General features: G+C 35.8%; 15 protein-coding genes. All 15 read right to left on the bottom strand.

The window, feature by feature from the left end; all coding sequences use genetic code 11:
• Positions 1 to 8 precede the first annotated feature (8 nt).
• Entirely contained in the window at positions 9 to 443 is a 435-nt protein-coding gene (gene dut, locus ACB104_RS06445; protein WP_370477462.1) for a dUTP diphosphatase, read from the bottom strand.
• A 1-nt stretch (position 444) separates the two neighbouring features.
• Positions 445 to 1,908, bottom strand: a complete 1,464-nt coding sequence (locus ACB104_RS06440; protein ID WP_370477461.1) for an oligosaccharide flippase family protein — start codon at positions 1,906 to 1,908, stop codon at positions 445 to 447.
• 189 nt (positions 1,909 to 2,097) lie between these two features.
• Positions 2,098 to 2,958 carry an ATP synthase F1 subunit gamma gene (gene atpG / locus ACB104_RS06435; protein ID WP_370477460.1) on the bottom strand — a complete coding sequence of 287 codons (861 nt, stop codon included), beginning with the start codon at positions 2,956 to 2,958 and terminating at the stop codon, positions 2,098 to 2,100.
• A 91-nt stretch (positions 2,959 to 3,049) separates the two neighbouring features.
• Positions 3,050 to 4,624, bottom strand: coding sequence for a F0F1 ATP synthase subunit alpha (atpA, locus tag ACB104_RS06430; RefSeq protein ID WP_370477459.1), 1,575 nt, complete (start codon positions 4,622 to 4,624; stop codon positions 3,050 to 3,052).
• A gap of 27 nt (positions 4,625 to 4,651) precedes the next feature.
• Positions 4,652 to 5,188 carry an ATP synthase F1 subunit delta gene (atpH, locus tag ACB104_RS06425; RefSeq protein ID WP_370477458.1) on the bottom strand — a complete coding sequence of 179 codons (537 nt, stop codon included), beginning with the start codon at positions 5,186 to 5,188 and terminating at the stop codon, positions 4,652 to 4,654.
• Positions 5,188 to 5,694 carry a F0F1 ATP synthase subunit B gene (locus ACB104_RS06420; protein ID WP_370477457.1) on the bottom strand — a complete coding sequence of 169 codons (507 nt, stop codon included), beginning with the start codon at positions 5,692 to 5,694 and terminating at the stop codon, positions 5,188 to 5,190. Before ACB104_RS06420 ends, atpH begins: the two co-directional genes overlap by 1 nt.
• 83 nt (positions 5,695 to 5,777) lie before the next feature.
• The gene (gene atpE / locus ACB104_RS06415) at positions 5,778 to 5,969 is read right to left on the bottom strand and encodes an ATP synthase F0 subunit C (protein WP_102756010.1); all 192 of its coding nucleotides are present in this window, start codon (positions 5,967 to 5,969) and stop codon (positions 5,778 to 5,780) included.
• 71 nt (positions 5,970 to 6,040) lie between these two features.
• Positions 6,041 to 7,123 (bottom strand): F0F1 ATP synthase subunit A, encoded by a 1,083-nt coding sequence (atpB, locus tag ACB104_RS06410; protein ID WP_370477456.1) that lies wholly within the window; start codon positions 7,121 to 7,123, stop codon positions 6,041 to 6,043.
• 207 nt (positions 7,124 to 7,330) lie between these two features.
• Positions 7,331 to 7,717 carry a hypothetical protein gene (locus ACB104_RS06405; protein WP_370477455.1) on the bottom strand — a complete coding sequence of 129 codons (387 nt, stop codon included), beginning with the start codon at positions 7,715 to 7,717 and terminating at the stop codon, positions 7,331 to 7,333.
• Complete coding sequence (locus ACB104_RS06400) at positions 7,717 to 7,959, bottom strand: AtpZ/AtpI family protein (RefSeq protein WP_370477454.1); 243 nt, start codon at positions 7,957 to 7,959, stop codon at positions 7,717 to 7,719. Before ACB104_RS06400 ends, ACB104_RS06405 begins: the two co-directional genes overlap by 1 nt.
• Positions 7,907 to 8,335 carry a bactofilin family protein gene (locus ACB104_RS06395; protein WP_370477453.1) on the bottom strand — a complete coding sequence of 143 codons (429 nt, stop codon included), beginning with the start codon at positions 8,333 to 8,335 and terminating at the stop codon, positions 7,907 to 7,909. Before ACB104_RS06395 ends, ACB104_RS06400 begins: the two co-directional genes overlap by 53 nt.
• A gap of 12 nt (positions 8,336 to 8,347) precedes the next feature.
• Complete coding sequence (porW, locus tag ACB104_RS06390; protein WP_370477452.1) at positions 8,348 to 10,915, bottom strand: type IX secretion system periplasmic lipoprotein PorW/SprE; 2,568 nt, start codon at positions 10,913 to 10,915, stop codon at positions 8,348 to 8,350.
• 117 nt (positions 10,916 to 11,032) lie between these two features.
• Positions 11,033 to 11,728 (bottom strand): ABC transporter ATP-binding protein, encoded by a 696-nt coding sequence (locus ACB104_RS06385; RefSeq protein ID WP_370477451.1) that lies wholly within the window; start codon positions 11,726 to 11,728, stop codon positions 11,033 to 11,035.
• Positions 11,729 to 11,753: 25 nt separating this feature from the next.
• Positions 11,754 to 13,226 carry a DUF5687 family protein gene (locus ACB104_RS06380; protein WP_370477450.1) on the bottom strand — a complete coding sequence of 491 codons (1,473 nt, stop codon included), beginning with the start codon at positions 13,224 to 13,226 and terminating at the stop codon, positions 11,754 to 11,756.
• Positions 13,227 to 13,235: 9 nt separating this feature from the next.
• Positions 13,236 to 13,643: a DUF2059 domain-containing protein gene (locus ACB104_RS06375; protein WP_370477449.1), complete on the bottom strand. Its 408-nt coding sequence runs from the start codon at positions 13,641 to 13,643 to the stop codon at positions 13,236 to 13,238.
• Positions 13,644 to 13,779 lie beyond the last annotated feature (136 nt).

Here is a 13,779-nt window from a genome sequence, read left to right as displayed (position 1 = left end):
TTTATTTTTTATTTCACTCCTGTGCTTCCAAAACCACCTTCACCTCGAGCAGTTTCTGAAAGTTCTTGAACTTGAAGCCATTCCGCACGTTCATGTTTTGCTACAATCAATTGCGCAATGCGTTCGCCATTATTTATGGTAAATTCTTCGTTGGAAAGGTTAACCATAATCACACCTATTTCGCCTCTATAATCAGCATCGACAGTGCCAGGTGCATTTAAAACGGTTATGCCTTTTTTGGCTGCCAAACCACTTCTTGGTCTTACTTGTGCTTCAAAACCTATTGGCAATTCTATAAAAAGGCCTGTGCCAACAATGGTCCTTTCTAAAGGCTTTAAGATTCTTGGCTCCGAGAGATTAGCACGTAAATCCATACCCGCAGAGGCAATGGTTTCGTAGTGCGGTAAATCATGACTGGATTTATTGATTATTTTAATTTGCATGTTATCTTTTTAATAATTGTTTTATTGTATTTCTTTCTGAAAAATAAACGATTCCCAAAAATACAATTAAGAGTGCGATTCCCATAGTGTAATTGCCCCTAAATCGGGAATAAAACATAAATATGGATAAGCCTGAGGAAACTGTTAAATACAACATTATTTTTTTCAAATTATATGGAATGGGATAATATTTTCTTCCAAAGTAAAACGACAAAAACATCATTGCGGCATATGCGGTTAAAGTTGCAATTGCCGACCCTTTGTAGCTCATTACTGGAATTAGCCAAAAGTTTAATGCAAGGGTTAACAGGGCTCCGAAAACCGAAATATAAGCCCCAAATTTGGTACGGTCGGTTATTTTATACCATACTGAAAGGTTGTGATAGATACCCAAACAGAAATTTGCAATCAATATAATGGGCACTATCCACATGGCTTTCCAATAGGCTTCATCTCCAATAAAAATTACTTTTAAAACATCGGCAAAAACAACTACCGTAAGCAATATTACAGAGCCAAAAACAACAAAAAACTCCAATACCCTAGCATAATTTTTTTGTGGGTTGGTAGTCTTAGCATGACTGAAAAAGAAAGGTTCAATGCCCAAACGATAGGCCGTTGCAAAAAGTGTCATGAACAAAGCCAACTTATAGCAGGCCGAATACATCCCAATATCTTTTTTTGCAATACTTTCAGGAAGTAATTTATCCAATAAAATTCTATCGAATGTTTCGTTAATGGAAAAAGCTACCCCTGCAATTAAGACTGGAAATGCGTATCGCATCATGCTTTTCCAAAGTATCGTGTTGAACGTATATTTCACCCTTAGATAAAAAGGAAGCATTAACAACAATGTAACGGCACTTGCCACCAAGTTAGCTATAAAGATGTAGTTGATTTCGTAATTTGGTTTGTAAATAAAGCTGAAAACCGTTCCGTCTTGAGCTAAATCCTTCAACCACAAAAGCAAAAACAGGTTTAAACCTAAGTTGATAACAACATTTAAAATTTTAATTACCGCATATTTTATTGGCTTTGCCCTTGCCCTTAACCAAGCAAACGGAATAATTACTAAGGCATCCAAGAATAAAATCCAGATGACCAAATTGATGTATTCTGGTTTTATATCGGTAACGTTCGCAATACTATCCTGAAAAAACAAGGCTAATGCAAAAAAGCCCAATGAAGAAACAATAAGTGAAATAGATGAGGTTCCAACAACTTTGGCCTTATCCTCTTCCTTGTTAAAAAACCTGAAAAAAGCTGTTTCCATACCATATGCCAAAATAACATTGAACAAAACGAAGTATGAAAATATAAGGGAAACATCGCCATAATCTGCTACCGATTTTAAAACGCTTTCATCGGTATGCAGTCGTACTAGCAAAAAACTCAACATTCGTGGTAGCACAGTGGCTAACCCATATATAAATGTTTGTTTGAATAATGATTTGAGTCCGCTCAATTAAAGGCTATTTATATGGCTAAAAATACGTTTTTACAAAACGTGAAGCAAAGATATTATAATGCTATTCGATTAATTAAAGACAGGACTAAAAAAGCCCCACAAAAGTGAGGCTTGATTTATATGTTTTGATGAGATGCTAAAAATGAGGCTTCGATTGCGCTCAGCCTGACCGTTAGCATTAAAAATCTAATTATTCAAAGCTTCAGCACCACCAACAATTTCAAGGATTTCGTTGGTAATCGCGGCCTGACGTGCTTTATTATAAGTTAATTTAAGCTGGTCTCTTAACTCCTTAGCATTATCGGTTGCTTTGTGCATGGCTGTCATACGTGCACCATGTTCTGAAGCAAAAGAATCTCTAACGCTTTTGTACAATTGCGTTTTTAATGACTTTGGAATTAATTGTTCAACAATCTCTGCTTTTGAAGGTTCAAAAATATAGTCGGCATTAACGTTAACATCACTTTCAATTGGTACAATTGGTAAAAACTGCTCAGTTAAAACAATTTGTGTCGCTGCATTTTTAAAACTGTTGTAAACAATTTCAATTTTATCAAACTCACCTTCAACAAACTTATCCATTAAAAGTTGTGCTATCTCAGCTACATTTTCAAAAGTTAAATCGTCAAAAACAGCGCTATTGTTGGCAATAACCTTGTTGGTTTTTTTAAACGCATCGTTTCCCTTTTTCCCTATTGCCAAATAAGAAACCTCTTGGTTGGCATAAGTTTGAGAAGTTAATCTGTTAACTTCCTTAATAACGTTTGAGTTGAATGCACCTGCCAAACCTCTGTTGGAGGTTACAGCAACTATGAGCACCTTTTTCACTTCACGCTGCGTAGAAAACTTGCTTCCAGAGTCTGCATCTAAAGTGGCACTTAAACTTTGTAAAAGTTCAGTTAACTTATCTGCATATGGTCGCATTGCAGTAATAGCATCTTGAGCTTTCTTTAACTTTGCAGCCGACACCATTTTCATGGCACTGGTTATCTGCATTGTTGAAGATACCGATGATATTCTGTTACGTATTTCTTTTAAGTTTGCCATATCCTTTTTGTCATTCCGCACTTGATGCGGAATCTATTTTATTGATATTCAAATTGTGAGATTCCTGCATTCGCAGGAATGACAATACCCCTTAATATTTTCCTGATAAATCTTTAGCTACAGCAGTTAATATGTCTGTAACTTCATCAGTTAATTTTCCAGACTTCAAAGTTGCTAAAACGTCACTATGCTTTGCTTTTAGGAACTCAATAAAATCTCTTTCAAATTCTTTTACCTTTTCAACAGGAACGTTTCTTAACAAGTTTTTAGAACCTGCGTAGATAATTGCAATCTGATCTTCTACTGTATAAGGGTCGTTTTGTGCTTGTTTTAAAATTTCAACGTTACGTTTACCTTTTTCAATAACGTTCAAAGTAGATGCATCTAAATCAGAACCAAACTTAGCGAACGCCTCAAGTTCACGAAACTGTGCTTGGTCTAACTTTAATGTACCAGCAACTTTTTTCATGGATTTAATCTGAGCATTACCACCAACACGCGATACTGAAATACCAACGTTAATTGCAGGACGTACACCAGAGTTGAATAAATCACCATCTAAGAAAATCTGTCCGTCAGTAATAGAAATTACGTTTGTTGGGATATATGCAGAAACGTCACCGGCTTGAGTTTCAATAATCGGTAAAGCTGTTAAAGAACCACCACCTTTTACCATTGGCTTTAATGAATCTGGTAAATCGTTCATGTTTTTAGCAATGGCATCATCATTAATCACTTTTGCAGAACGCTCCAATAAACGAGAGTGTAAGTAGAAAACGTCACCTGGATACGCTTCACGTCCTGGTGGACGACGTAATAATAACGATACCTCACGGTAAGCTACTGCTTGTTTTGATAAATCATCATAAATGATTAAAGCCGGACGGCCAGTATCTCTAAAATATTCACCAATTGCAGCACCTGCCATTGGGGCATAAACTTGCATTGGTGCAGGGTCTGATGCGTTGGCTGCAACAATTGTAGTATATGCTAAAGCTCCTCTATCTTCTAAAGTTTTAGCAATGTTTGCCACTGTTGAAGCCTTTTGCCCAACAGCAACATATATACAGTACACAGGGTTACCTGCATCATAAAATTCTTTTTGATTTAAGATGGTATCGATACAAACAGTTGTTTTACCAGTTTGACGGTCACCAATAACCAACTCACGTTGCCCACGGCCAACAGGAATCATGGCATCAATAGATTTAATACCAGTTTGTAATGGCTCAGTTACCGGCTCACGGAAAATAACCCCAGGAGCTTTACGCTCTAAAGGCATTTCGTAAGTTTTACCAGCAATGGCTCCTTTTCCATCAATCGGGTTACCTAAAGTATCTACAACACGACCAACAATACCGTCTCCTACGTTAATAGAAGCAATACGCCCAGTGCGTTTTACTGTAGAACCCTCTTTAATTGCTGATGAACCACCCAATAATACAATACCAACGTTATCTTCTTCAAGGTTGAGTACGATTCCTTCCAATCCGCCATCGAATTCAACTAACTCACCATATTGCGCGTTAGACAATCCATAAGCACGAACAATACCATCACCTACTGTTAATACGGTTCCCACTTCATCCAATGAAGCACTAGCTTCAAAACCTGAAAGTTGTTTTTTTAAGATTGCTGATATTTCAGCTGGTTTTACTTCTGCCATCTTATTATTTATTTAGATACAAATATCTTAGTTTAATGAAAATTCTCTTTTTAATTTATTAAGCTGATTGGTAACACTGGCATTGTACTGCACGTCGCCAATTCTTAAAATGAAACCACCTAAAATGCTTTCATCTATAATGTTTTTTACTTCAACATTTTTCCCTGTAAGTTCTTTGGCCTTAGCCAAAACTTTCTTCTTAAGGTCACCTGTCAATTCAACCGCTGTTATTACAGTAGCAACTTCAATACCTTTTGATTCGTCAAATAATTGATTGAATTTTAGAGCAACATTGCCTAAAATATTAATTCTATTATTACTAATTAAAGTATCTATTAAACTTAAGGTGTTTTTGTTTGATTTTTTAAAAACTTCCAACAACACCGCTTTTTTTGCTGAAGAAGGCACAACAGGGCTTTGTAGCATTTCACTTAAGTCTTTGCTACCTGCAATAGTATCAGCAATTAACCTCATATCAGCATTTACAACATCGGCTACTTTCTGATCTGATGCTAAACTTAATAATGCCTTCGCGTAACGTATCGCTGCTCTTGCTCCTGCCATTATGCTTTACTTAATGATGTTTCGCCCAACATAGTTTCAACCAACTTTAATTGCTTGTCTTTGTTAGCTAATTCAGTACGAACAACTTTTTCGGCAATATCCAATGATAAACCTGCAACATGGTTTTTAAGTTCTGCCATAGCTGCTTTCTTTTCACTTTCAATAGCTTCTTGTGCTTGGGCAATCATTTTATTTGCTTGAGTTTGGGCTTCACCTTTAGCATCTTCAATCATTTTATTTTTGATGTCGCGCGCTTCCTTCAACATAGCTTCGCGCTCTGCTCTAGCCTCTTGCAATAATTTTTGGTTATCAGCCTGAAGGTTTTCCATTTCCAATCTTGCCTTTTCAGCAGAATCCAATGCGTTTTTAATACCTTCTTCTCTATCGTTAACCGAATCTAATATCGGTTTCCAAGCAAACTTTTTTAACAAAAGCACTAATGCTATGAAAAGCACTGCTTGCCAAAAAAACAACCCTAATGAAAAGTCTTCAAATAATTTTCCCATGATAATCTATAATTTCTAAAAAATTATGTTTAATTTAAAAAGAACAGCTATAACCAACCGTCATAGCTGTTTCTTTGTTTGTTTTATACCGCAAATAATGCAGCAAATCCAATACCTTCAATCAAAGCAGCTGCAATAAGCATAGCCGTTTGAATTTTTCCTGTAGCTTCAGGTTGACGAGCGATAGCCTCCATAGCAGAACCACCGATTCTACCAATACCAATACCTGCTCCGATTACTACTAAACCTGCACCTACAATAGCTGGAATTTCCATAAAAATATATAATTAAAAATTAAACATTCAATCTTATAATCCTATTAAAAACAGAATGGGACAAACACTTATTAGTGGTGTTCGTCATGATGCTCTTCAACCGCCATACCAAAGTATAACGCTGAGAGAACAGTAAAAATATATGCTTGTAAAGCTGCAACAAGCAACTCTAGAATGGCCAAAACAAATGCCAATAAGAAGGACAGTGAACTACCTATCCAATTCTCAAGCAAGAACACCATTCCTATGATACTCATAATAACGATATGACCTGCTGTAATGTTTGCGTACAAACGAATCATTAACGCAAACGGCTTAATAAAGGTTCCTAACAATTCTATTGGTGCCAAAATTATTTTCATTGGTACCGGTACTCCTGGCATCCAAAAAATGTGTTTCCAATAGTTTTTATTTCCAGAAAAAGTTGTGATGACATAAGTGATAAGCGCCAAGCAAAGGGTTACCGCAATGTTGTTGGTTAAATTCATCCCTATTGGTGTTAGACCAAAAAGGTTGACAATCCAAACAAAGAAAAATACGGTAAGCAAATAACTCATATATCTCTTATAATGTTTTTCACCAATATTAGGAATAGCTATTTCGTCGCGCACATATAAAACAATCGGCTCTAAGAAACGTCCCAAACCTTGTGGCATACCATTGTTATTTTTATGTTTTCTGGCCATTCGGTAAAACATGGTAAACATGATAGCAAACATCATAAAAATCATTACAACGTTTTTGGTAATTGAAAAATCGAAAGGTTTTTCGTTAATCGCATGATGGTGCTCATCTTCAATAATTTCACCTTCAGGACCATCAACTTTATAGATTTTAGAGTGGTGCACTTTGTAGTAATTCCCATCAACTTCGGCAACTTCTTCGCCATGATGGAATTTTGAAGACGAAAACACTTTTAATCCGTTATCCCAAAGCAATACGGGTAACGGAAAACCAATGTGCTTTTCTTCACCTGAATCTGTAGTGTATGAAAACAAGTGAAAGTCATAAGAATCCTTGACGTGGTGCTGGGTATATTCTTTAACTTCTTCTTTTCTTTCTTCCTTTTCTTCCTCAGATCTTTCTTTACAGGAAAAAAGACTAAATAATATAAGGACTAGAACTATTGGTTTTAAAGATATTTTTCTTCGCATATCACTTTAAATAGTAGTGGCTTAAAAATCGCTGCAAAGGTATGTTTTTCTCCGAAAAACAAAAACAATTTTCTTTTTTATTTCATCTGAGTTAAATATTTGTATTTCAAAGGTTATGAGCAACATCCAGAACACACCTCATCTCTTGGTTTAGAGATTGTTAATTAGTATTTTACATCACTGTTTAAAGCCTATTGCAATAAAACTTTAATCGAGTTTATTCAACCATTTGCTCAAGCTCACAGATTCGAGCACAAGACCAATGGTATATGGGATGAAGAAGGCGGCAAATTCAAGCTTAGTAATTGCACCGTCAAGCTTGTAAAACGGATAAAACAATACAAAAAAAACGGCAAATTTTAGAACACTTCCTGCTAAAAACAAAAACCCCAATTGTCCCTTATACTTGTTTTTAAGCAAATAAAGTACTCCGAAAATAACAACAATCAAGACTAGGTTTACCACATAGGATAATACTATTCCGTTTTCAAACAAGGGTTGATTGAAAAAATTTAATGCGGCTAAATGAATTCCAAAAGCAATGGCCAATGCAAACAAGGCCTTGATGGTAAAGCTTAAAAAAGGGTTGCTCATCAATACTTTATTCTATTAACTTGTTTCAGAACAACATAAAGCGAAATACCAACACCTAAAAGCGTCATGATAATGATGTATAGCTTCTTACTGTCGTTATAAGTTGCATCCAGCCATTTACCAAGAATGACAAACAAGTAAATGGTAACACCCATTTGAATTGCTATTCCTGAAAGGGCGGCAACGTTTTTAAGCTGTTTTTTCGGATTCTGGTTTTCTTTGTTGTGTTGATTGTCCTCCATTGTTCATTTCTTTTACAGCGCCTTTCATTGCACAAGTCACATTAAAGGTTGCTCCAGGTTCTACAGCCAATTTTCCCGCAATCACTTCGCCTTCAATATGCGCAGACGACATCAAGGTTAATGTGCCAGACAAAGCCAATTTTCCAGAAAACTTGCCCTCAAAATGTGCGTCGGTTCCGCTTAAAGTGCCTTTTATTAGACCTGTTTTACCTACCGCTACCTTACCTGAAGTTTTTACATTTCCTTCTATAATGCCATCAATTCTTAAATCTCCTTCGCTATTAACGTCACCAATAATTTTAGTGCCTTGGGCAATTGTGTTTTTGCCAGAGATATTGTCTGTCATTTGTTTGTCTTTTTTGTTTTCAGAGAACATAATCTGTTAAGTTTAATTATTATCGATATTCAAATAAGCATCCAAATTTTTATGGATTTGAATGATTTGATAGTTTGTGGACGATACCACAAAATAGGGGGCTTTTATTTTCTTTTTGTCTTCTTTTTTCAATAATTGGTCAAATGTTTTGGCCACTTGCTCTGTTTTTAACCCATGTACTAAAACCAGTTTTGTGTCAGGGCCGTAAACATCCATTGAAGACTTCAATCGGTAATACCTTATATTTTCCAGAACCTCATCTAAAGTTTCTAGGAAGGTCGCTAATTTTTCGGGGCCAACATTTTTAAACCTGAAAACTACTTTATAATTATCTGGAATGCTGTCTGTAGTGCGGTTAAAATCCTTATTCGCCAATCTAGGTAAAATATTAGCTTCTATGTTTTGGGCCTGTTTGCCTTCTGGCGTGTTGGCGTAAGTAACAGCCAAATGGTTGATGGCTTCTTTATAGGGTTCAAAACCATATAAACGACCGGTTGCTGTTGCCTTTAGAAGTTCAAACTTGGGAACAATGGGGTCGCCTTCAAAAGTGTTGATGTATTCTTTACTTTTTGAAATAACCTCTTCATATTCCTGATTTTCATGCTGGGCATATAAGGCTTCATATAGACTCTGTGGGCTGTTTTCGTCTTTACCTGAAACCAAATCCGGATTGCTCAAAATCATGGCATACCTGGACTCTGGGTAATCTGAAATAATTTTTTGCTTCGCTATAGCTGCTTCGTCATTTTCACCCAAAGCTTCATAAATTCTATAAAGATTATATTTTGAAGGAAGGATAAAGCGTTCTTCGGGATTGCTCTTCAGTAGATTTTGAAATTTATCTTTAGCCAATTCAAATTCCTTGAATTTTTCCTTATAAATTAACCCAAGTTGATAATAGGCGTAATTGCGCTCTTTAGAAATACTGTCTATTTCCTTTTCTTCGGAGGGGATTTTGGAAATATAAAACTGCGGGTCGAAACGTTCCTCTTCTGAAGCAGCCGCCAAAACATCATTGGCCGAAGTAATATTGTCTATTCCTCCTGAACTTGCTTTACTGGACCACCTCCAATTATCTTCCAAAGGCCTATCACCCCAAATTTTAACAAACTCGTTTTTGCCGTAAGCAACCGTTGTTGGGTTATAAAAATAAAATGTATTGGCTTGGCTATTATTCCCTCCGGGTAGTCCAAAACGTTTTCCTCCAATTTGGTTATTAACCGTAACCAAGCCTGTATTACGTTCGGCAGCTTCTTGCGCCTTCTTTTCTTCTTTGGCTTTGGCTTTTAATTCTTCAATAAACGCGCTGAAATAAGCAGTTCTTTCTGCATCAGATAAATTAACCAGGGTCAGAATACTATCGTTTGATTTGGCTATGGCTTCGTAGTAAATAACATCTTCTAGATTATCGCGCTTGCGTTTTATAACGCGGTAGGGCTTGGAGTTAACCACTAAGCTACTCATTGTACTATCGTAATATTTTCCAGCCTTGGCGTAGATGGATGCATTAAAATTCATATCGCCCAAGGTTTCATAATTTTTGGCAATTAGGATTTTATCCTTTGAATTGGTACTCAAAGATTTATTGTAATATTTAACGGCTAAAGAATCTGAACCGTTTTGCAAATGGTACTCTGCAATTTGATGATAAATTTTATCCAAGAATGGACGATTTTCCCTGTTTTCTTCGAGTTCTGTAAGCAATTCGGTAACCTCAAGCTTGTTTCCGTTTTCAAAATCGAAATTTTTGATTTTTTCCAGATAAGCCGTAATCATGTAAATTCTTGGTGTTCTTCTGTTAAGTTCAATGACTTTATCAAAAGCAACATTTGCACTATCCTTATAACCTAGTTTATTGTACAATTGACCTTGGATAAAGCGGTAGCGCCCACGTTCGTCATTACTTTTTGTGGCTTTGGCTGCGATTTTAAGTTGCGCAATGGCCGTATCAATTACCTTAACGTTTAAATACGCTTGTGCCAAAATGGACGTAGCGTCGGCTAAATCCTGGCCTTCCAAATCCTCTTGTCTTAACAAACGTTTTAAATTTTCAATGGCAAGCTCATTATTGTCTAACCGTATATTGGTTTTTTCACGCCAAACTTTAGCTTGGTTTATCTTATCGCTTGCCGGGTATTTGTAAAGTATATAGTTAAAAGCCTCTAATGCGGGTATAAACCGCTGATCAAAATATCTGGCCTTACCCAACAGCAAATAAGCTTCATCCATTTGCGGATTTTTCTCTTTGCCATCAATATTCATACTGTGTTTTTGTATGGCTTTTGCGGCCTTTTCTTCTGCACGGGAAAAATTTTCGTTTTTAGACTGCCCTGGAAGTATAACATCTTCCATAATCTGCATACGCTCTATGGGCAGAACCTCCCAATAATTATCAAAGTAGGCATCGTTTAAGGTTTGCCTTCCTTCCTCTAAAGCATTGTAGCCATTAAACAGTGCATTGAATTCTGCAGTAACCGCATGGACATTACGGTTTATAAACTTATCCTTTTTTCGTGAACAGCCGATAACCAAAAAAGAGAGGGCTATTACAAAAAATATGTGCTTACTAGGTATTTTCAAGGTCGAGTTTTTAGTGTAAATAATAACTATAAACTCAAGCTATTATTATACAGATGGGTAAAAATACGCATCTTTTTGAATTTACCTATAAAATGTAACGACTTTTGAATAAATGGATTAGTTGGAAAAATGGGCCTCGAGTTCCTTGAGTGTAGCCTCGTTGGTTGCCAAATCCTTTACGATTTCACCCTTTTCAAGAACCACAATACGGTCGCAAACATCGGTAACATGCAGTAAATCATGGCTTGAAACCAAAACAGTAACCCCTTGTTTCTGGGCCAAATCCTTGATGATGGCCTTTAATCGAATTTGCGTTGTTGGGTCTAAATTAGCAAAGGGTTCGTCCAAAATAATAACATCTGGGTTTCCAATTAGGGCGGCTACAATGCCCGCTTTCTTTTGATTGCCCTTGCTTAAATCGCGTAAATATTTCTTTTGGTTTAATATTTCACCATGAAAAAAGTCTTGAAATTGCGCTAATAAAGCATCAACATCTGCCTTGTTTTGGTTTCGCAATTCGCCAATAAAATAAAAATATTCTTCTGCAGTTAGGTAGCCAATTAAAAAACTTTCATCAATAAAGGCTGAGGTAAACGGTTTCCAATCTTCGCTTGTATTTACTTGAACGCCATTGTTTATAATATGCCCCGTTGTGGGTTGAATTAAATCTAAAAGCAAACTAAAATAGGTGGTTTTACCTGCGCCATTGTTGCCAACCAAACCAAAACTTTGTCCTTTGGGAATTTCTAAAGACTCAATGCTTAAAACTAAATTATTATTATATTTTTTTGACAATTTTGATGTTGTAATCATAACTAAACTGATTTATTAAAATTGACTAATTTTTTTCGGTAAAAGCAGATACCGTTTTATACTTCCCTTTTTGGTATAAATTTTCAATCTGACTTAAAAAGAAGTTCTTGAAAACAATACCCAAAACGCCACTCGATGCCAGCACAATCAACCCCACTTCAAAGTTGAAAATCACATAAGGGACATAAAAAAGCAGCATAGGTAGAAAAATTTTAGGTAATGCAATGAGCATTTGCGTTGGGTTAAAGCCATTGGTGTTGCTAAATGCTTTTGCCTTAGCGTTCAATTCTACGGGAACTCGGTTAAGCGCACCACCAAATAAGGTGATAAAGGAATTTAGCCCAATATTGAACAGTGCTCCTGCGGCTATCATGCCAAATATTCTCCAGCCAAAATATAAATATGGTGTACTCAAAATAAATGAAATGGCCACAGCAACAACCATTAAATACCATTTAGATTCCAAATACTTTCTATATGGAATGTTTTGACTCATCAGTAATTTATAATACTCACTATCCCAAGACGGAACTAATTGCCCAAAAGTCATTAAAAACCCACCTGTTACGAACATGGATGCAAATGCTAAAACGGCAGGCATATCCTGGTAAATTTTTTGGGTGTAAAAAATAACGCCATAAAACAAGAACAAAAAGGATATCATTAAAACCTGTTTAGGTCTAGCATTTCGCCAAATGAGACGAACATCATTTTTAAGAAAAACCGCTATGCTACCAAAACGATTCATCCAGGTTAAATCGGTGGTGTCTACTTTTTCTACTTTCTTCGAAATTGCCCCGTCCAAATAAAAACCCTTATTTATATCGTTAAAGTTTTTAAGGTAAAGTATACCCAGTAAAATAGCTGGAGCCAAAACGAGATATGGGTGACTATAAAGCGCATTAAAGGCAATGCCTAAAGGCTCAGAAATTTTAAAAATATTATAATACTCCAATCCAAAAAATATGGCCAAAAGACCCAAAATGAAATAAAAAAAGACATTGTTTTTGTTGATTAAAAAATTTAGAAAGTTTACACTCAATGTCATTAAAATGATGCTAAAAAACCAGAAAAAAACATTTAAAAAAGGGTAACCATTTGCCAATAAAACAATGCAAAACGGCAGAAAAAGCAGTAGAGCCAAAAAATTAAAAAATGATAATGCCGTTTTACCAAGCAAATAATGAATAATGGTATTACGCTTAATTGGTATGGTCATTAAAGGTTTAATATTCATTACTGGCAGTTGTTGCATAAAAAACCGAATGCCTAAATCAAAAAGTATCCAAAAGATTAGAAAATTATTTACCATTATAATGGGGTCGATTTCAGGAAATAGTTTCTTAAAAATGAAAAACATGCCTACACCAAAGAGAATAGCCGCTCCACCAAAATAAATGGCCGCAAAAAACAAAAGTATTTTAATGGCCAACCCTTTTTTGAAATAAGATGCCCTAGTAAATTTTTTCCATTCTAAACCTAAAAATTGCTTGATCATATCTTAAGTTTATTGATACTTTTGAGCAATACCTTGTACTTCCATGCCCCAAGTTTGGCCAAATGTCATAGCTTTTTGTGTTAAGTCCAATTGTTTGGTCGCTAATTTTTTTCCTAAATCCGATTCGTAAAAGGCGGTTAGTTGCTTGATTTCCTCTCGAGTAAACTCACCCATGTAAAGCTCTGCCATTTTTTCGTAAAGCCCCACCAATGTGCCCTTAGCTTCTTCAGTGTACGCTTCTTTATTGGCTTCTGTAACCATGGTGCCAATCTGCGTAATAGCATTTTCAAAAGCGGCACCGGCCCCCGTTAATTTTAAAAACTCTATGGTTTCATTTTTAAATTCTGAATTTTCTTGAGCTTCAACCTGAAGAAAAAATGCAGCTGAAAGGAAACATACTAGTAATACTTTTTTCATTTAAAGAGTTTTTTATGGTTAATGTTTGGTTTGTTTCTTCTGAATACAATGGTTAGTAAAATTTTTAAACCAATTGTTACAACCAAATTTAAAATTTACAAACCAACTTCACTATTTTTGCTAAAAATAATTTCAC

Origin of the sequence: Tamlana flava (assembly GCF_041287255.1) — a bacterium.
GTDB classification, from domain to species: domain Bacteria; phylum Bacteroidota; class Bacteroidia; order Flavobacteriales; family Flavobacteriaceae; genus Tamlana; species Tamlana flava.
Note: the sequence above shows the minus strand (reverse complement) of the source record. Positions and strands in the feature narration are given on the sequence as shown.

Bases quoted from the DNA above. Each gene is read 5' to 3' on its own strand.
- dut (WP_370477462.1), bottom strand. From the start codon at position 443: ATGCAAATTAAAATAATCAATAAATCCAGTCATGATTTACCGCACTAC.
- atpG (WP_370477460.1), bottom strand. From the start codon at position 2,958: ATGGCAAACTTAAAAGAAATACGTAACAGAATATCATCGGTATCTTCA.
- atpA (WP_370477459.1), bottom strand. From the start codon at position 4,624: ATGGCAGAAGTAAAACCAGCTGAAATATCAGCAATCTTAAAAAAACAA.
- atpH (WP_370477458.1), bottom strand. From the start codon at position 5,188: ATGGCAGGAGCAAGAGCAGCGATACGTTACGCGAAGGCATTATTAAGT.
- ACB104_RS06420 (WP_370477457.1), bottom strand. From the start codon at position 5,694: ATGGGAAAATTATTTGAAGACTTTTCATTAGGGTTGTTTTTTTGGCAA.
- atpE (WP_102756010.1), bottom strand. From the start codon at position 5,969: ATGGAAATTCCAGCTATTGTAGGTGCAGGTTTAGTAGTAATCGGAGCA.
- atpB (WP_370477456.1), bottom strand. From the start codon at position 7,123: ATGCGAAGAAAAATATCTTTAAAACCAATAGTTCTAGTCCTTATATTA.
- ACB104_RS06405 (WP_370477455.1), bottom strand. From the start codon at position 7,717: ATGAGCAACCCTTTTTTAAGCTTTACCATCAAGGCCTTGTTTGCATTG.
- ACB104_RS06400 (WP_370477454.1), bottom strand. From the start codon at position 7,959: ATGGAGGACAATCAACACAACAAAGAAAACCAGAATCCGAAAAAACAG.
- ACB104_RS06395 (WP_370477453.1), bottom strand. From the start codon at position 8,335: ATGTTCTCTGAAAACAAAAAAGACAAACAAATGACAGACAATATCTCT.
- ACB104_RS06385 (WP_370477451.1), bottom strand. From the start codon at position 11,728: ATGATTACAACATCAAAATTGTCAAAAAAATATAATAATAATTTAGTT.
- ACB104_RS06380 (WP_370477450.1), bottom strand. From the start codon at position 13,226: ATGATCAAGCAATTTTTAGGTTTAGAATGGAAAAAATTTACTAGGGCA.
- ACB104_RS06375 (WP_370477449.1), bottom strand. From the start codon at position 13,643: ATGAAAAAAGTATTACTAGTATGTTTCCTTTCAGCTGCATTTTTTCTT.